Annotated in this window: 19 protein-coding genes; 1 reads left to right on the forward strand and 18 read right to left on the reverse strand. The window is 32.0% G+C overall.

Annotated features, from left to right (window positions below):
* Nucleotides 1-2: 2 nt before the first annotated feature.
* Genes Q4Q39_RS05985 through flxA form a run of 17 tightly spaced genes read right to left on the reverse strand, consistent with a single transcriptional unit; the run spans nt 3 to nt 14,855 of the window.
* Nucleotides 3-1,064 (reverse strand): methyltransferase, encoded by a 1,062-nt coding sequence (locus tag Q4Q39_RS05985; RefSeq protein ID WP_303281500.1) that lies wholly within the window; start codon nt 1,062-1,064, stop codon nt 3-5.
* 2 nt (nt 1,065-1,066) lie between these two features.
* On the reverse strand, nt 1,067-2,224 hold the full coding sequence (locus tag Q4Q39_RS05990; protein WP_303281501.1) for a beta-ketoacyl-[acyl-carrier-protein] synthase family protein: 1,158 nt from the start codon (nt 2,222-2,224) through the stop codon (nt 1,067-1,069).
* On the reverse strand, nt 2,217-2,660 hold the full coding sequence (locus tag Q4Q39_RS05995; protein ID WP_303281502.1) for an acyl-CoA thioesterase: 444 nt from the start codon (nt 2,658-2,660) through the stop codon (nt 2,217-2,219). The genes Q4Q39_RS05990 and Q4Q39_RS05995 overlap by 8 nt, the downstream gene beginning before the upstream one ends.
* The gene (locus Q4Q39_RS06000; protein WP_303281503.1) at nt 2,650-3,921 is read right to left on the reverse strand and encodes an ABC transporter permease; all 1,272 of its coding nucleotides are present in this window, start codon (nt 3,919-3,921) and stop codon (nt 2,650-2,652) included. Before Q4Q39_RS06000 ends, Q4Q39_RS05995 begins: the two co-directional genes overlap by 11 nt.
* Nucleotides 3,914-4,657: an ABC transporter ATP-binding protein gene (locus Q4Q39_RS06005; RefSeq protein WP_303281504.1), complete on the reverse strand. Its 744-nt coding sequence runs from the start codon at nt 4,655-4,657 to the stop codon at nt 3,914-3,916. The genes Q4Q39_RS06000 and Q4Q39_RS06005 overlap by 8 nt, the downstream gene beginning before the upstream one ends.
* 9 nt (nt 4,658-4,666) lie before the next feature.
* Nucleotides 4,667-5,662, reverse strand: a complete 996-nt coding sequence (gene darH, locus Q4Q39_RS06010) for a BtrH-related acyltransferase DarH (protein ID WP_303281505.1) — start codon at nt 5,660-5,662, stop codon at nt 4,667-4,669.
* Nucleotides 5,652-6,059: a flexirubin biosynthesis protein DarG gene (gene DarG / locus Q4Q39_RS06015; RefSeq protein WP_303281506.1), complete on the reverse strand. Its 408-nt coding sequence runs from the start codon at nt 6,057-6,059 to the stop codon at nt 5,652-5,654. Before DarG ends, darH begins: the two co-directional genes overlap by 11 nt.
* Nucleotides 6,060-6,063: 4 nt before the next feature.
* Entirely contained in the window at nt 6,064-6,519 is a 456-nt protein-coding gene (locus tag Q4Q39_RS06020; protein ID WP_303281507.1) for a hotdog family protein, read from the reverse strand.
* Entirely contained in the window at nt 6,519-6,950 is a 432-nt protein-coding gene (locus tag Q4Q39_RS06025) for a hotdog family protein (RefSeq protein WP_303281508.1), read from the reverse strand. Before Q4Q39_RS06025 ends, Q4Q39_RS06020 begins: the two co-directional genes overlap by 1 nt.
* Nucleotide 6,951: 1 nt before the next feature.
* The gene (darB, locus tag Q4Q39_RS06030) at nt 6,952-8,088 is read right to left on the reverse strand and encodes a dialkylresorcinol biosynthesis protein DarB (protein WP_303281509.1); all 1,137 of its coding nucleotides are present in this window, start codon (nt 8,086-8,088) and stop codon (nt 6,952-6,954) included.
* 10 nt (nt 8,089-8,098) lie between these two features.
* The gene (locus tag Q4Q39_RS06035; protein WP_303281510.1) at nt 8,099-9,022 is read right to left on the reverse strand and encodes a dialkylrecorsinol condensing enzyme DarA; all 924 of its coding nucleotides are present in this window, start codon (nt 9,020-9,022) and stop codon (nt 8,099-8,101) included.
* Between the two features lie 4 nt (nt 9,023-9,026).
* Complete coding sequence (locus tag Q4Q39_RS06040) at nt 9,027-9,911, reverse strand: lysophospholipid acyltransferase family protein (protein ID WP_303281511.1); 885 nt, start codon at nt 9,909-9,911, stop codon at nt 9,027-9,029.
* Nucleotides 9,912-9,932: 21 nt separating this feature from the next.
* A complete protein-coding gene (locus Q4Q39_RS06045) occupies nt 9,933-10,178 on the reverse strand; it encodes an acyl carrier protein (protein ID WP_303281512.1) in 246 nt (81 codons plus the stop codon).
* Nucleotides 10,171-11,403, reverse strand: a complete 1,233-nt coding sequence (locus Q4Q39_RS06050; RefSeq protein WP_303281513.1) for a beta-ketoacyl-[acyl-carrier-protein] synthase family protein — start codon at nt 11,401-11,403, stop codon at nt 10,171-10,173. The genes Q4Q39_RS06045 and Q4Q39_RS06050 overlap by 8 nt, the downstream gene beginning before the upstream one ends.
* A 12-nt stretch (nt 11,404-11,415) precedes the next feature.
* A complete protein-coding gene (gene flxB / locus Q4Q39_RS06055; RefSeq protein ID WP_303281514.1) occupies nt 11,416-12,165 on the reverse strand; it encodes a flexirubin biosynthesis SDR family reductase FlxB in 750 nt (249 codons plus the stop codon).
* A 21-nt stretch (nt 12,166-12,186) separates the two neighbouring features.
* Nucleotides 12,187-13,323: a WG repeat-containing protein gene (locus tag Q4Q39_RS06060; RefSeq protein ID WP_303281515.1), complete on the reverse strand. Its 1,137-nt coding sequence runs from the start codon at nt 13,321-13,323 to the stop codon at nt 12,187-12,189.
* Nucleotides 13,320-14,855 (reverse strand): flexirubin biosynthesis tyrosine ammonia-lyase FlxA, encoded by a 1,536-nt coding sequence (flxA, locus tag Q4Q39_RS06065; RefSeq protein ID WP_303281516.1) that lies wholly within the window; start codon nt 14,853-14,855, stop codon nt 13,320-13,322. The genes Q4Q39_RS06060 and flxA overlap by 4 nt, the downstream gene beginning before the upstream one ends.
* Before the next feature lie 107 nt (nt 14,856-14,962).
* On the opposite strand from flxA, the gene Q4Q39_RS06070 reads away from it, so the two are divergent.
* Nucleotides 14,963-16,210 (forward strand): NAD(P)/FAD-dependent oxidoreductase, encoded by a 1,248-nt coding sequence (locus Q4Q39_RS06070; RefSeq protein ID WP_303282030.1) that lies wholly within the window; start codon nt 14,963-14,965, stop codon nt 16,208-16,210.
* Nucleotides 16,211-16,255: 45 nt separating this feature from the next.
* Here the strand turns inward: Q4Q39_RS06070 and Q4Q39_RS06075 are convergent, their stop codons facing one another.
* A complete protein-coding gene (locus Q4Q39_RS06075) occupies nt 16,256-16,861 on the reverse strand; it encodes a hypothetical protein (RefSeq protein ID WP_303281517.1) in 606 nt (201 codons plus the stop codon).
* Nucleotides 16,862-16,957: the final 96 nt, after the last annotated feature.

The following is a 16,957-nucleotide window of genomic DNA, read 5'->3' on the forward strand; positions in this document are numbered from 1 at the left end:
TATTACTTTTTTTTGCAAACGAACATCGTATGATATTCTCCAATACTAATATCTTCTTTAATTACAAGTCCGGCTTTATCAATTAATTTTAAAAACACTTCCGCTGGATACATTTTGCTATTTCCATTTGCTAATACAGTAAAGTAAAGAGAGGTTGCTTCTAAAATAAATTTAGCATTATCAAATCTCTGTCTGTCTGTAAACGTCTCCATTATCAACAGTTCGGTATTATCGTCCATGGAGGCAACACAAGTTGTTAATACCTTAAGAATTTCTTCTTCAGAGAAACAATCTAAAAATTGGCACATCCATATAACGTCTGCTCCATTTGGAATTTGAGGATTGTCTTTTAACCAATCTATCGCATAACTGGAAACTCTTTTTTCAAAGCCTTCTTTTTTAATATTGTCGAGTGCTATATTTATTTGCCCAGGTAAATCAATTATTTTTACGGATACATCTTGATTATAGTGACAACAGCTTATTGCAAATTTCCCTGTGTTAGCACCAATATCGAATATGGTATTTGGGTTACTTCTAAAAGCTAATTTTAAAGCATCATTAAATATTCCATCAGAATAATGATGATCAAATTCAAACCAAGATTTTTGAATTTCGGGTGTTAATTGAGATAACCCTTCATAAACCGTGTTCCAACTACCAAGTTCTTTTAAGCCTTCTGGCTTTCCGGTTTTTATAGATTCATTTAAATGGAATAAGCCTTTATAACAAACATCATTTGTAAAGTTTATATTAACGTTTACAGTCTCATGATAATTTAAAAAATAACCCGTAGTGGTTAATTGATAATTACCTGTGTCGTCTTTACTAACAATACCAGAACTTTCGGCTATTTCTAATAAAACACCTATGCCATAAGGACTAACAGATAGTTCTTTTGACATGGTATCTATTGTAATGCCTCCTTTTTTCCTTTTATCAAAAATCAAGCTAAGAACACCTAGCTTTCTTAATGAAACTGTAGCTTGAAATACAAAAGGAGCAAAAGCAATTTTTTGTGCTTCTTGAATAGCGTCAATAGCTCTTAACGTAGTATTTTCCATAATTAATTTTTATCTTTTTTTACTTTTTTAAATATTACTGCTGTATTACTGCCACCAAAACCTGACGCTGTTTTAAGAAAAAAGTTCATTTTTTTAGGGGTTATTTTTGTAATGATATTTATTGGCTGTGTAACACCTAATGTTTCAAAACCTAAAGAAGGGTATAAGGTGTTATTATAGAGTGAATGCATTCCAACAATAGTTTCTAATAAACCGGAAGCTCCCAAAGTATGCCCGAAATAACCTTTTAAACTATTTATAGGAACATCTTGAAGGCCTAATCTATTGAAGGCAATGGCTTCCATCTCATCATTATATGGTGTCGCTGTTCCATGAGCAGAAATATAATCGATACTCTCATGCGATATATTTGCTTCTTTTAGGGCTGATGTTATGCTTCTAAATAGCCCTTCTCCAGTTCGTGAAGGTCCAGAAATGTGATTGGCATCGTTACAAGAACCTTCACCTAAAATGGTTACAGCTTCTTTTGCCAGACTTATTTTATTATTAGTTACCAACATACTTGCAGCAACTTCGCCAATATTAATCCCAGAGCGATTTTTGCAGTAGGGTTTACAAGGAGCGTTACTTAATGCCTGAAATGAATTGAATCCAGACAAAATAAATTCTGTAACGATATCGCCACTCACAATAAATACATGATCGTAAACACCCTGATTGATATAACGTTTTGCAACAGCAACTGCTAAAACCCCAGAAACACAAGCATTAGAAATAACAATAGCATCGTTTTTAAATCCAAAAAAATCTTTTATTTTTTTTCCTAAAACACTTAAATAAGCACGTTCTTTAGGGAATTTACTGTTTTTATCTAAAACATCAATATTACCTTTTGTAGTCGAAATAATTAAACCAACATTTTTGTTTAAAGGAATTTTAGACGATTGAATCACATTATTTAACGATGTTATCATCATCTGTTCTAAGCGAGTAAAATGGTCTTTATCTTTTAAATATTCAAAACGCTCACTTAATGCCTTTGTATTTATTATTGATGAATAAAAAGGTTGAGGTAATAGATTTTTATCGTCAATCAACTGTAACCCGGAAACTTGATTATGAATATTATCCACAACAGTTTCGCTATCAAATCCAAGTGATGAGACTATATTATTATATGATAGGTAAACTTCAGTCATCTAAAAGGCCTACTTTTTCTTTCCATTTCTTGAAAAACTCTGGAATTGTTAAAGATAATTCCCCTTGACCTGTATGATCTACAAAAACCTGAACTGTTTCACCAGTGCAAACAAGTTGATCTTCTTGATTAAAAATTTCATATCTAAAAATCATTTTTGCAGCACGACTGTCTACATATATTGTTTTTATTGTGGCAACATCTCCATAACGCAATGGTAATTTATGCTCGCTACTTGATTTAACAATTGGTGTTGCATAACCAAAATCTTTTTGATTTAAATATGAAATACCATGATGTCTGCCAAAAGCTTCTCTTCCATCTTCGAAATACTGTATATAGTTACCATGCCAAACAATTCCTAAAGGATCTGTTTCAACAAACCGAACCCTGACCTTGCTGATGAAACTAATTTCTTTATTGCTTTTAGACTGCATTTTTCTTTTCATTATAAACGATAGCAATTAAGGTTGTGATGATAAAAAACAAAAATAGTAATGTTATTTCTGGAACGATCTCCAAAAGACTAGAATTCCTCAGAAAGACATCATAAAATGCATTTAACCCCCAATTCATAGGAGAAATCTTAGATAGTGTTTGCATAAATTCTGGCATAATAAACACTGGAACCCAAACACCACCCAAAGCAGCCAAAATAACTACAAAAGTTGCTCCAAATGGAGCAGATTGTTCTTGCGTTTTGGCTATGGTTCCCAAAAGCAGACCTAGCCCAATAGCTGCTAAACCAGCAAAAATAGCAACTAAAAATAAAAGAGAAAATTTACCAGAAACATTTAATGTTGGTAATCCTATGGCTGGGAATAAATAAATCCCAATAAGTAACATCAACACAAACTGAATTAAGCAAACTATTAAATAGATGACGGTTTTTCCTCCAAGTACTGTTAAATAAGATACTGGATTTGTTCTTAACCGTACAAAAGTACCTTGGCTTTTTTCTTTTACAATATTAATTGATAATGGTACAATAATAAAGAATATGGCAAAAAGCGTCCAAGCAGGAACATTATGTTGAACAGAGTTTGGAATAATATTTTCATCTTTGTTTTTTGGCAGTATTTCTTTAAAACTTATAAAGTTTTCTGTTTCAAAAACGATTTCCGAAGGATCATCTGTTATCTGTTTTTGAAATGCATTGTAAATAGATTGGGTTTCTATTTTAGAAATCATTTTATCCACCTCATTTTTCACTGAGTTTTTAAAAGAGAACTGTGTTGCAGGATCAAAATATAACTTGACTTCTTTTGCTGTGAAAATTTCTTTTGGTTGATTTTCTACTTCATCTTCATCTAAACCAAATCTATCTAAAATGCCTTCAACATTTTGGTTTATTTTTTTTTCCAGATCTGAAGATAAGTTTTCAGGAATTACGATAGCTAATTGGTTTTTTCCTTTAAAAACCAAGTTCTTGGCATCTTCTTCAATAGCAATTTTAATAACTTCAAATATATTGGATTCTTTTAGTCCTTTAATGATGGTTTCAGAAACAGACCCTTTATCATTATCTACTAACAGTATAGGTATTTTAGTTTCACTTACACTTTTAAATGTGCTATCTTGAATTATGGTAATAGTAACTATTAACACTAAAGGCATAATGAATAATATGGCAATCCCACCAATATCTCTGGTAAGTAATAAAAACTCTTTATATGTAGATGCTAGTAGTTTACGCATGATCTCTTAAGGCATGTCCAGTTAGAGCTAAAAATACATCTTCAAGGTTATTGGCATTTTTTTGATCGCTAATTAAGCTTTTTGGGGGGCCTTGGGTTATTATTCTTCCATGATCTATTATAGCTACCTTAGTACAAAAGGCTTCGGCTTCATTTAGATGATGTGATGTATAAATTATAGTCGTTCCTTTTTCGTTAAGTTCTTTTAAATAATTTATGATGACATTTTTGGATTGCACATCGACTCCTACTGTTGGTTCATCCAAAAACAACACTTTTGGATTGTGTAGAATACTTGCAATTAAATTTATTCGACGTTTCATCCCACCAGAAAAGGTATTTATTTTTTTATTTGAGAATTGCGATAATCCTAGAGTTTGTAATGCTGCTTTTATTTTTAATTTTAACTTGTTTCCTTTTAAACCATACATGCTTCCAAAATACATAAGGTTTTCAAAAGCGGTTAAAGTTGGATATAAAGCATATTCTTGAGGTACTATACCTATAAGCTGTTTTAATTGATTTTTGTTTTTTTTATAAGTAAGACCATTAATAACAAATGAGCCTGAAGTTGGTTTAATTAACGAGCATAAGAGCGAGATCAATGTTGTTTTTCCTGCGCCATTTGGACCTAACAGCCCAAAAATGTCCTTTTCAGAAATACACAAGTCTAAATCGGACACTGAAAATATATCTGTTCCTTTATACTTTTTAGATAATTGTTTAATCTCAATCATGTGTCATTCTTATATGGCCTTTTTTAATTCTTTAAAGAAGGTTTCTTCCTTGTCTGCAATGGCTTCTAATTGTGATGCCGCATGATTATAAGCATCATCTTTCGCACTCCTGCTTTTATAAATACGAGAGGCATCTAAAGCAAAATCCCTCCATAAATCACCAATAACTGTCATTTCTTTGGATAATTCTGCCAATTTGTTATTATTTAGTATTTTACTGGACTCTTGTAAAAAGGCTGCATAAATATATCTAAATCCACCACCTCCCGTTCCAATTTCTTCTTGCATTCTAACAATTTGTCCTAAATAATGATTAGCTACTTTAATGCCTTTTTTCTTAGGCCATTTACGTATTAATTTTGCTGTATACCTTATGCCTTTAACACCTATAATTGGCATTGGTGCAAGCATATCTCTACAAGTATTTTTTATTCCTTTAATAATAGCCTCTTTTATATTTAGCTCTTTAGGAAAACCTACGGGATAATACATGTGTCCATTTGGAGCAAAAGCACCTTTAGCAAAACGAACTTTTTCTAATTCTTTACTGGTTAAAGTCGTAACTGTTTCCATAACGGGATCACTAATTAAATAGTTTCCATCTTGTTTGCCATATACAATTAAATTATGTGCATTAAAATGAAAACGATATTCGTCTGGAAAATATACTAAATTATAAACGCCAACTTGAAGACCAACGGGATTGTTTTTTTCTAAATTTTCATCTAATACTGCCTCAGCATCCTGTGGCTTTTTAAATTTTTCTTTTTTAATTTTTATTCCTACGCGTTTAGCAAATCGTTTAAAAATTTGACCTGGCATTGTTCTGTATGATATTGCTGGGGCATGATTTACTTTTAAGAAAGGGATATAACAAAACATTAAGCCAGAGCCTATACCAAATACCATAGGTTCACTTACATCAAAGCCATTATACTTCATCAAATTTGAAACGACCCCATTTTCACAATGTGCAGTTTGGTGATGAGTAAAATTAATTTCCATAATCAATATCCTTTAATTGATTCATCGAAATTTCAAAGACATTAGCATATTTCTCCAATGTTTTTTTAGATAATTTATTGAATCTTTTCAATTTAAAATGCCTTTTGACTTGCCATTTAAACAGTCCTACATAGCTAGCTAAAATACCAACATCCATTTTATGAAGTTCCATATAATACTCAATAGGACTGGTTTCTTTATTTAGCACTCTAGTTTTTGCTTTAGAGATACGGTTATTAATTTCTTCTATAGCATTATCTAAAGCAATTGCTTTAGGTTTCCAGCCAGTACTCTGAGCTGTAGTATATTCCCCTTTATCATCAACAGCATAACAAAGCTCTTTATGGTTGCCTGCTTTTAAATGACTTGTATCTTGAGGAACATCACTTTTTTTCATAAAACTACTTCAAATCTTTAATAACTAAATTCATCTCACAAGATAATAATTGAACAGATTCTTCGTAAATATTGCATTCTAAAGAACAGATACTATAATTAATCGTGTCATATCTTGATGTTAATTTTGCTTTAGATACTATCGTACTACCAACCTTGGGGCAAGAAAATACTGTTATTTTTTTAATAGCACTAATAAAACCAATTAGATTAGCACCTTCTCCTTTAATATCATCATCATTAAAAAAACTTTTGCCAACTATTGAAGAGCAAGTTTGAGCTGCATTTTCTACTAATCCTATTTCGTTAAAATAATTATTCTCGACAAAAATACTGTCTTTTTTAATTTTAAATAACGTAGAGACTTCTTCATCACTAAGGGTTAGAACTTTGTCTACCATTAAAAATGGAGGGCGATGCGGTAAAAAATCAGAGACATCTATTTTATCAAGATCAATCATTAACTTGCAATAACAGTTTTCATTATACTTGAAGCAATTTTTTCTTTTTTGGTATTATAAACAGTTATTTCAACTAAGGTCACTCCCATAAATTCGTGTAAAATATGAGCTTCTGTTTTTATAGTTTCATTTAATTGTGGTAGTATTGAGATCTCTATTTTTTTAATAGAACCTATATAGCCTGTTGGTGCTGGGGCTCCTTTTAAAAAATAATCATATCCAGTATGTAGCGCCACTGTTTGTGCCATATTTTCTATTAATCCAGGCTCAGATAGTGCCTTGTTTTCAAAAAAAATATTAGTGTCTAAAACTTTTAATGAGGATACTACATTTGTATCGGAAAAACCTAACAAACTATCTACCATTACAAAAGGTGCTTTTTGTGGAATTAAGTGTTGAATATTTGTAATTGGTTTTTGTAATAAAATCATTTTAACAAACAGTTAAATGTGCATAAGCGTAAGAAAATCTTCCGCTTTCTGGCACTGATAGCATTATTTTGTCTCCTTTTTTCAACTTTCCAGAATACATTAATTCTTCAAGCATTAAGTAAATAGAGGCAGAGCCAACATTGCCTACTTTATCTAAATTAGTAAACCAACTACTTTCTGGAATTTGCAACCCTTTTTCTTTAATGCCATTTTTTAATTTTTCAGCAAAATAATTTGACGATAAATGGGGTAGAAAATAGTCGATATCTGAGGGGTCTTTAGCATGTTTTTTAAAGACCAGTTCTAAACTTTCGACACCTTTATTGATAACGTGTTTTTCTAAAATTTTAACATCTTGCTTTACAGAAAAAATAGATTCTTCTAACCATTCTTTAGAACTGTATTCTGTCCAAGGTTTAATAGAACCATCGGCAATTTTTTCTCCACCAGAATACATACAGGTTTCCAATTCATGCGCATATGAATAGGCTTCCATCCAATCTACTTTTAAAGAGGTCCCTGTTTCATTTTTTTTGTTTTCTAACAGTATTGCACCTGCTCCATCTGATAGCATCCAACGTAAAAAATCTTTTTTAAATGCTATGATAGGCTGCTCTTCTAAAGATGAAAGCGACACGGCTTCCTCATTAAACATATTTGCCTGTATTCGCGTAGAAGATCTTTCAGATCCTGTACAAACTGCATTGTTTGAATTTCCTGATTTTACAGATAAAAACCCAAACTTTAAAGAACTCATACCTGCACAACAAATACCTGAAGCGGAGTTTATCTCCAGATTTTTATTTGCTAATAAACCATGAACCATGGCTGCATGTGAGGGCAATAATTGATCGGGAGAAGAGGTGCCACAGCATAATAACTCCATACAGTTTTGAGTAAACGAATCGTCAAATAACTTTGTAATGGCTTCTTGGGTTAGTTCTGCATTGCTATGGGTGATTTTACCTTGACTATTAATAGCGTAATAACGCTCCTTTATCCCATTATTTCTTAATACTATTCGTTTTGCTCTAGAAGGCTTCCCATTAATTTGACCTAAAATGTTTTCCATTTCATCATTACTAATAGGGTTGTTTGGTAAAAATTTTGATATCCTTGTTATGTAAACGTCTTTCATTTAATCCCTTCTATTTAATTTCTACAGATGAATAATATTTTTTATCCTTTTTTATCTTTCCAGACAAAGGCAAATAAGTCAGCAAAAATAAAATAAAAACCACGGGAGCAATAATCCAAATGGCAAATAATAAATAATAGTTAAACATTTTTATCCAAATTGCACGCTTATTGATACTTATCTTTCCTTTAGAATGGATAAGTTTTGCCCATTTACCAAATAAAATATTAGCTCTTTTATCTGCTAAAACTAAAAAAGGTTTTATTAGTACAGCTTTTTCTTTTACTAGGTTTTTTTGAAGGTCTTCGAGATTATTATTGATTACATGATCTAATATAGTATTACCAAACCTTGAAGATTCGTCAATATCTTTTTGAGATACGCCTGGCTTAGGAAATATACCTAAATACTTCTTTTTCTTTCCGGTAAACATCCATTGTACTATGGTAATAACACTTATGTGATTTATATGTCTATCTCTTAAAACAATGTTGCCAACTAATTTCGAACCACATCCCTTAAGTAATGTTTTCATTTTTTCTTGAGCCATTATCCACATATTTCTACAACCAATAACTGTAATTACTGGTGTATTTGCCAGTAACTGTTTGGCTTCTGGGTTACAGAAGAAGGAGTTTGTTGGAATAGATGGGCTTAAATACCAAACGGAATACCCTAAAATTACTAAATCGAATTTTTGATTTAGAATAGCTTGGGGAATCGGTTTTATTTTTGAAGGGATTTGAAGAAAAGATTCTGGAAATACATCTAAAAAATCTTTTTTTTTCCATGGAAAGGCAAAAGGCGTTTCCATTTCTATTTGATGGTGAACAACTTTTATGTTTTTGGAATTATTAAGAGGCATCGTTATATTATTTACGATTTCTGTTAATTGACCAGATTGAGAATAATGTAAAACTAGAATATTCTTCATGTTATTACTTATTTTTTGCATCCCAAAAATCAAAATAATTAAACCATTGCAATGGATATTTTTTAATCATCCATTCTAAGCTTTGTGTATATTCTTTTAGTAATGCTTTAGCATCCCTATGCTTTATCTCGGCTGTTCTTGCATAAAGGTGGTAGTGTTTTTTTGTTTCTTTCAGGACATATACAAAAAGCACAGGAACTTGTAATCGTGAGCTTATAAGAAATGGGCCAGCTGGAAACTTAGTTTCTTTACCTAATAATTCTTCTTTCAAATATTTTGAATCTTTAATGTAACGATCTCCTGTTATACAAACAATTTCATTTCTTGCCAATGCTGCATTAATTTCAAAGATATGGGAAAGATCTTCTTTAATAAGAATAATTTTTATATTGGGTTTTTTTGTTACACTATCAAGGTAATCTTTTATAGCTGTATGCTCGACATTAGTTGTGAGTAAACTGATGCATTCATTTTCTTCTAATTCTCCAAAAAAGTGTTGAGCAATTTCAAAATTACCCATATGGCCACTTATAAGTATGCCTCCTTTTTTTTGTTTTAGTATTTCTTTTATACGATCTACACCATCATAATCATATGTGAATTTAGACTTTAACCCAGAAGAAATAGCAATTTTGTCTATTATTGTTTGCCCAAAAACAAAATAACATCTGTAAATACTTATGATACTTTTAAACTTGGAATACTTTAGTCTTTTATGGAAGTAATAGTAGGTCGCTTTTGTGCTATCCATAGCAAAAAGGCAGAAATAAGCAGCAACAAAATATAAAATAAAGTATGCCGAACGCAATCCCAGTTTTTTGATACAAAATATGAATATTTTATAGCCTAGAACTGTACCTCTGGACTTTCCTTTCCATTCAGCAGCCATATATGTTAGAGTAAAATTGTTTTATTCCTTTAATTTATTTTCAATAAGATTGTAAAAATCTTGAAGTGTAATAATATTTATAAAATCTTCTCCTACTAATTTAACACCAAAATTAGATTCAATGGATACAACAAGATCAACAAAGTCTAAACTGTCCAGCTCAAGAGTTTCTTTTAAGTTAGCTTCGGGTGAAATATCATCATTTTCAACTTCAAATTCATCTATAAGAAAGTCGTTTATCTTTTCAATAATAACTTCTTTATTCATCTTTGTGCTTTATTTTTTTTATTATTAATGCTGAATTTGTTCCTCCAAACCCAAAAGAGTTGGACAAAAATACATCAATTTTTTTATCTATCGTTTTGCTTACCAAATTTAATTTTGCGGCATCTTCATCTGGTTTCTCCAGATTTATGTTAGGAGCAATAAAAGAGTGCTCCATCATAAGCATTGAGTATATAATTTCACTAGCCCCAGCCATCCAGCATTCATGTCCTGTCATAGACTTTGTTGAGCTCACATAAGGGCCGTTTTCTCCAAAAACATCGAATATTGCTTTAGCTTCATTGGCATCTCCAACGGGTGTTGAAGTCGCATGTGCATTAACATAGTCTATATTCTCTACGGGAATGTTTGCTTGTAAAATAGCTTTATTCATTGCGCGGGAAGGGCCATCGACATTTGGTGTCGAAATATGTTCTCCGTTTGATGAAAAACCATAGCCTATAATTTCACCTAAAATAGGTGCTCCTCTCTTTATGGCAGACTCATAACTTTCTACTACTAAGGTTGCCCCGCCGCCACTAGGAATAAGACCGTCACGATTTTTATCGAATGGTCGCGATGCCTTTGCTGGTTGTTCTTCGTTTGAAGAAAATACTCCTAAACCATCAAAACTGGCCATGGCTAGTTCATTAATTTCTTGAGCACCTCCACATATAATACAGTCTTGAAGTCCGCTTTTTATAAGTTGATATGCCATACCAATAGCGTGAGAGCCACTTGCGCAGGCAGCACTTATGGTGAAATTAACACCTGTTAATTTAAAAATAGTAGAGAGATTCATGGTTACGGTAGAGTTCATGCCTTTAAAAATAGATCCTGAACCTACTAAAGTGGTGTCTTTTTTCTCTCTAATCTTATCAACAGATTCTATAATAGACTTCGCGGTACTATCATTACCGTAAAGGATTCCTACTTCGTTGGCATCTATAAACTCTTGAGTGATTTTTGCATTTTCTAAGGCTTCAATAGTTGCCATATAGGCATATGATCCTTCTTCTCCTAGACTAATGCGTTGTCTTCTTGTAAGGAGGTTTTTAAGGTTAGGTGTCTCTACCATCCCTGTTAAGGATGAACGATATCCAAAAGGTTTTCTTTTTTCGTCAGAGATAATTCCAGAGGTACCGTTATAAAGAGACGTTTTTACTTCTTCTAAATTTTTACCAATACAGGAATAAATCCCCATACCAGTTATAACAACTCTTCTCATCTTTCAAATTATTTATGAATAAATGCCACCATTTATATTTATAACTTCCCCTGTAATGTAAGATGCTTTTTCAGATGCTAAAAAAGATACTAAATGTGCCACTTCTTCGGGCTCTCCAAAACGATTTGCAGGGACTTGTTTTTTTAATTCTTTTTCATCTAAATCCCCAGTCATATCTGTTTTAATAAATCCTGGAGCTACTGCATTTACTGTAATCTTACGTTTGGCTATTTCTTGAGCTAAAGCTTTAGTGGCTCCTATAACTGCTCCTTTTGCTGCAGAATAATTGGTTTGACCTGGAGTGCCTTTAAGACCAGATAATGAAACAATATTAATAATACGTCCATATTTTCGAACCAACAACTTTTGAATTAAATGATTCGTTACATTAAAGAATCCATTAAGGCTAGTATTAACAACATTATTCCAGTCTTCAGAAGTCATCCACATAAATAAGCCGTCTTTTGTTATTCCAGCATTATTAACTATCACTTCAATAACAGCGTCTTTATTGTTTTCGTGCCAGTTATCTAAAACAGATTTCACTTCTTCATTATCAACCACATTAAATTGTAATAATTCACCTGTACCACCAGCGTCTTTAACACTTTCTAATGTGTCTTGAGCAGCTTGTTTATTATTTTGATAGTTAATTAAAATGTGATAATTAGTGTCTTTGGCTAGTTGAATACAGATTGCTTTTCCGATCCCTCTTGACCCACCAGTTACTAAAGCGTATTTTGTAATCTTATTTTTGTCCATTTTTAGAATGAGAGTTAGGGCTTATTGTTTTTTTGAAAAAAGTTCAGCATTTTGATACCATTTATTGCCTAATGCTTCCCCTTTTTTATTTATAAACCCCCATAGTTTACCTTTTTTTACGCGAGCTAATCCGTTATGAAAACCTTTAACGGCGTTTTTACTGAATAAAGATAAGCCCCCTGCTGTAATTTGATATTCTGCAGGAATTACAATGTCTCCAGATTTATTAATAAAACCCCACAGTTTTTTTTCTTTCACGGGTGCTAACCCATCTGCTGAAAAGGTCTCTGCATCTCTAAAATTGAATGCGACCACTTCTTCCCCCTTTTCATTAATGTACCCCCATAGTTTTTTATTAGAAACAGGTGCTAACCCATTATTAAAGGCTCTTGCTTTATCAAACCTAGGTTTTATTACCCATGCTCCTGAATTGTTTATAAAACCAATTTTCTTATTACTTCTTGCATAGGTTAAGTTGGAATTGTCATTAAAATCCCAAATTTTATCAATTCCTACGGTTGTGTTAAATTTATTATTGCTTATAACTCCAAAAGTTTCTCCTTTTTTTGCCCAAACACCTTGTTTATTGTAGCTCCCTATTTCATCATATTCCGTAGGAATGAAAACTTTTCCTTGTTTATCTATCATGCCCCAAAAATCTCCTTTTCGTACTTTAGCATAACCATTGACAAACGGTTTAATGATATAGTAAGTTGGTTCTAAAATAACTTTACCATCAGTTCCGATAAGTCCGGTTTTTTTAGCTTTTTTTAGAAAAGCAACTCCATCATTAAAATCATAATGTTTTTCTGTTACCGGCGTGCTTAATTTTTCTCCCGAAGCATTGACGTAACTCCATTCGTCATTTTGGAGCACTAGTACATAACCAGAATTGAAGCTTTTTACTCTATCGAACTCAGGATTAAGTACCCACTTGCCAGATGTGTCAATTAAACCCCATTTATCGTCTTTAATAACCGCAGCATAGCCTTCAGAAAAATTTCCTGCTTTTTCAAATTGAGGTTGAATGACATATTCTCCAGATGTGTTAATGTAACCAAAAAGATTATTGTCTCTAACAAGAGCTAATTCTTGCGCATTAATAGATGTTAGATTTAAAAGAAACGTAAAAAGTAAAGTGTAGTAAAATTTCATCATACAATATTGTTTTCATGATTCATAATAAAGTCTTTAACCTTATTTACATAAGGGTACATGACCATGTCTTCTGTAAATATAGGAACTAAATGTCTTATAGCATCATACATTTTTTTAGTTTTTGTAGATATTTTATCTTGTGTTTTAAGATATTCAATTGCTTGTATTATGGTTATCATTTCAATAGCAACGACTTCAAAAGCATTTTCAATAACTTTTTTTGTAATTAATGCTGCATTGGTTCCCATACTAACAATGTCTTGATTATCATTATTATTTGGGATACTATGAACATACATAGGGTTGGATAACATTTGATTTTCGGCTGTAGTAGATGTTGCCGTAAATTGAACACCTTGCATACCAAAATTTAAACCTAAGGTCCCAAGGTTTACAAATGCAGGAAGAATATTATTAAGATTAGGGTTTAGCAAGTAGTTAAGTTGGCGCTCAGCCAGCATACTCATTTTGGCAACAACTAGTTTTAATTTATCCATTTCTAACGATACATAATCGCCATGAAAGTTTCCACCATGGTATACATGTTGTTTTTCTACGCTAACTATAGGGTTGTCGTTTGCTGAATTTACTTCTTCAATTAAAATATTTTCTATATTATTTAAAGTATCCAAAACAGGCCCTAATACTTGAGGGACACATCGTAAGGAATAATATTCTTGTACTTTTTCTTCAAAGACAGTAACCTCTGGGTTTTTATTATATAAAAACTCTTCACGTTTTCTGGTTAGCTTGCTGTCATTTAAATGTGTTCTCATTTGTTTAGCGACTTCACGCTGCCCTTTATGCTTTTTTGTTTGGTTTAACTCAAAGGACAAGTGGTCATCGTAAGCCTGAACGATTTCATTGATTGCTGAAGAACACAAGATCACCCAATTAAGTAATCGTCTGGTGTTTATGGTGTTTACAATACCAATACCAGTCATTACAGACGTACCATTCATTAAAGCCAACCCTTCTCGTAGAGCAACAGTAATTGGTTTTAAGTTTTCTATTTCAAAAACTTCTTTTGTGGGTTTTAATTCATTCTTATAAAAAACTTCACCTTCACCAATTAAAACAAGTGCTAAATGAGCTAATTGTACTAAATCGCCACTAGCACCAACACCACCATGTTCGTAAATTAACGGAATGATATCTCTGTTAATTAATGCTCTCATTAATTCTATTACCGATTTATGTACTCCAGAATGACCTAATGACAACGTATTTAATCGCGCTAGCATAGCTGCTTTTACATACATAGGATCAATAATATTTCCTGTACCAGAAGCATGACTTCTAATTAAGTTGTACTGTAGTTTTATACGATCTGTATCATCTATTTTATACTGCGCCATGGGACCAAAGCCTGTATTAACGCCATATATAGTTTTGTTTTCCGAAAACGTTTTTAAAAAATTAAAACTATTTTCAATAGTTTCAAAAACCGTATTATCAATTTCGATAGGATTGTTTTGAAAGATGATTTTGTAAAAATCTTCGATACCTAAAGTTCCATTAAGTTTTAACATCTAGCCTGTGTTGGTAAAATTTAAAAATAATATTTTAATAACTAAAGATAAAATAGTTATTTTGGAATGCAAATTTAGAATAATAAATGATACCAACTAAAAAGATTATGAGTGAAGAAAGTGTTGACGTACTAATTATAGGCGCAGGACCATCTGGATGTGTTTCGGCATCATATTTGTACGACAAGGGCTGTAGGATAAAGGTGATAGAAAAAAGTAGGTTTCCAAGGTTTGTTATAGGAGAAAGCTTGTTGCCTAGATGCATGGATCATTTTGAAGAAGTAGGTTTGTTAGATAGTCTAAAAAAGTGTGACTTTGAAGTTAAAAAGGGTGCACGATTTATTAGGGGAGAAGAGGTGTGTAATTTCGATTTCAGTAAGAAACATACAGAAGGATGGGATTGGACTTGGCAAGCACCGCGAGCAGATTTTGACAATGTACTTGCAAATGAACTTATAAAACGAGGTGTAGATATTACTTTTGAGCATGAGGTGGTTGATGTTGTTTTTAATGAAGATGGTAGTTCTCTAACAACCATTAAGGATAAGAAAGGTGAAAGTAATACCATCAGAGCAAAATATATTATTGATTCAAGTGGATATGGTAGGGTTTTACCGCGACTTTTAAATTTAGAGAAGCCATCAGAACTTCTTAATCAGTCTTCAATATTTACACATGTAAAAGATATTAAACGTCCTGAGGGATGGGAAGGTACACGCATAACATTTGATGTCATAGATAGGCGCGTATGGTTATGGGTTATTCCGTTTTCTGATGATACAACGAGTATTGGTTATGTTGGACCAACAGAATTTGTAGAATCTTTTGAAGGTACACCAACTGAAAAGTTAGCAAAAATGCTCAAACTTTCAGATTATTATAGTGATAGGTTTGATGGTGTTGATTTTTTGTTCAATCCAGTTGAAATAAAAAATTACTCTAAATCTGTGACTCAACTTTATGGTAAGGGATATGTGCTTACTGGTAATAGTGCCGAGTTTTTAGATCCTGTATTTTCTTCTGGGGTTACATTTGCGACAGAATCTGCTTTACTTGCTGCAAAATTAATTACTAAAGAATTACAGAATACTGAAGTTGATTGGGAAGTAGAGTATTCAGATTATATTAAAAAAGGTGTTAATGTTTTTGCAACTTATGTAAAGGAATGGTATACTGGAAATCTCCAAAAAATATTTTTCCACAAACCAGAAAACCCTGAGATTAAAAAACAAATATGTGCTGTTTTAGCTGGATATGTTTGGGATGAAACCAATCCTTTTGTGAAAAATCATGATAGGCTGGTTAAGACTGTTGCTCATATTATTGATATGGAAACAGAAAAAGCGAATAATTAAAAAATTATTCGCTTTTTCTGTTAATATCCGTTTTACTGATCCTAATTATTTTAGTGCTTTTTTCTTTAGGTTTTTAGCAAATTCTTTAGCTAGTTTTGCATAAGCTTCAGAGATGCGGTATCCGGAATTATAGTCATTCCCCATAGCTCCATATCCTTCTACTTTAGTATAATCTGCTGAAAATAAAATAACATCAGGAGTTTTAGTTTCAAAAGCAACAAGGGTTGCTTCTATTTTTGAGTTTTGTCTCACGATGCCAACATTATAACCTGCGTACATCATAGTAGTTTTTACAAGCAAAGTATATTTTGCAGCAGTATTTTGAGTTACTTTTACTTCACCATCTTCAAATCTTTTGTTAAATGATTCTATAAATTTTGGTTCATATCGGTCTTTTCTATCTGCAAACCATGACGCTTTAAATTTTTCTCCTGCTCCAGCTTCTTTGTCTTCTCTCTTTTTCATTTTATCTTTAAGAAAGTCTTCTTCCGAATCGTACTTTGGGATCTTTAAATCCGAGTACTCAAATTGTAGGTTGTACTCTGTGATTTCTTTTAAGTTTTTAAAATCACCTTCTTTAACTTTGACCTTTTGAGAAAACATCAGAGATGTAAAAAAGATTGCTGAAATAATTGTTAATTGTTTTTTCATAAAATATATACTAAGTGTTAAAATTGTAGTTACGAACTCTCAAATATAAAAGAAATCACTTATAAATAAAACTTTAATTAATTGTCTGCCTTTTGC

Source organism: Flavivirga amylovorans, from assembly GCF_030540875.1.
Classification (GTDB): Bacteria; Bacteroidota; Bacteroidia; order Flavobacteriales; family Flavobacteriaceae; genus Flavivirga; species Flavivirga amylovorans.

What these genes read in the sequence shown, in the direction of transcription:
- Q4Q39_RS05985 (WP_303281500.1), bottom strand. Translation starts at nt 1,064, where the DNA reads ATGGAAAATACTACGTTAAGAGCTATTGACGCTATTCAAGAAGCACAA.
- Q4Q39_RS05990 (WP_303281501.1), bottom strand. Translation starts at nt 2,224, where the DNA reads ATGACTGAAGTTTACCTATCATATAATAATATAGTCTCATCACTTGGA.
- Q4Q39_RS05995 (WP_303281502.1), bottom strand. Translation starts at nt 2,660, where the DNA reads ATGCAGTCTAAAAGCAATAAAGAAATTAGTTTCATCAGCAAGGTCAGG.
- Q4Q39_RS06000 (WP_303281503.1), bottom strand. Translation starts at nt 3,921, where the DNA reads ATGCGTAAACTACTAGCATCTACATATAAAGAGTTTTTATTACTTACC.
- Q4Q39_RS06005 (WP_303281504.1), bottom strand. Translation starts at nt 4,657, where the DNA reads ATGATTGAGATTAAACAATTATCTAAAAAGTATAAAGGAACAGATATA.
- darH (WP_303281505.1), bottom strand. Translation starts at nt 5,662, where the DNA reads ATGGAAATTAATTTTACTCATCACCAAACTGCACATTGTGAAAATGGG.
- DarG (WP_303281506.1), bottom strand. Translation starts at nt 6,059, where the DNA reads ATGAAAAAAAGTGATGTTCCTCAAGATACAAGTCATTTAAAAGCAGGC.
- Q4Q39_RS06020 (WP_303281507.1), bottom strand. Translation starts at nt 6,519, where the DNA reads ATGATTGATCTTGATAAAATAGATGTCTCTGATTTTTTACCGCATCGC.
- Q4Q39_RS06025 (WP_303281508.1), bottom strand. Translation starts at nt 6,950, where the DNA reads ATGATTTTATTACAAAAACCAATTACAAATATTCAACACTTAATTCCA.
- darB (WP_303281509.1), bottom strand. Translation starts at nt 8,088, where the DNA reads ATGAAAGACGTTTACATAACAAGGATATCAAAATTTTTACCAAACAAC.
- Q4Q39_RS06035 (WP_303281510.1), bottom strand. Translation starts at nt 9,022, where the DNA reads ATGAAGAATATTCTAGTTTTACATTATTCTCAATCTGGTCAATTAACA.
- Q4Q39_RS06040 (WP_303281511.1), bottom strand. Translation starts at nt 9,911, where the DNA reads ATGGCTGCTGAATGGAAAGGAAAGTCCAGAGGTACAGTTCTAGGCTAT.
- Q4Q39_RS06045 (WP_303281512.1), bottom strand. Translation starts at nt 10,178, where the DNA reads ATGAATAAAGAAGTTATTATTGAAAAGATAAACGACTTTCTTATAGAT.
- Q4Q39_RS06050 (WP_303281513.1), bottom strand. Translation starts at nt 11,403, where the DNA reads ATGAGAAGAGTTGTTATAACTGGTATGGGGATTTATTCCTGTATTGGT.
- flxB (WP_303281514.1), bottom strand. Translation starts at nt 12,165, where the DNA reads ATGGACAAAAATAAGATTACAAAATACGCTTTAGTAACTGGTGGGTCA.
- Q4Q39_RS06060 (WP_303281515.1), bottom strand. Translation starts at nt 13,323, where the DNA reads ATGATGAAATTTTACTACACTTTACTTTTTACGTTTCTTTTAAATCTA.
- flxA (WP_303281516.1), bottom strand. Translation starts at nt 14,855, where the DNA reads ATGTTAAAACTTAATGGAACTTTAGGTATCGAAGATTTTTACAAAATC.
- Q4Q39_RS06070 (WP_303282030.1), top strand. Translation starts at nt 14,963, where the DNA reads ATGAGTGAAGAAAGTGTTGACGTACTAATTATAGGCGCAGGACCATCT.
- Q4Q39_RS06075 (WP_303281517.1), bottom strand. Translation starts at nt 16,861, where the DNA reads ATGAAAAAACAATTAACAATTATTTCAGCAATCTTTTTTACATCTCTG.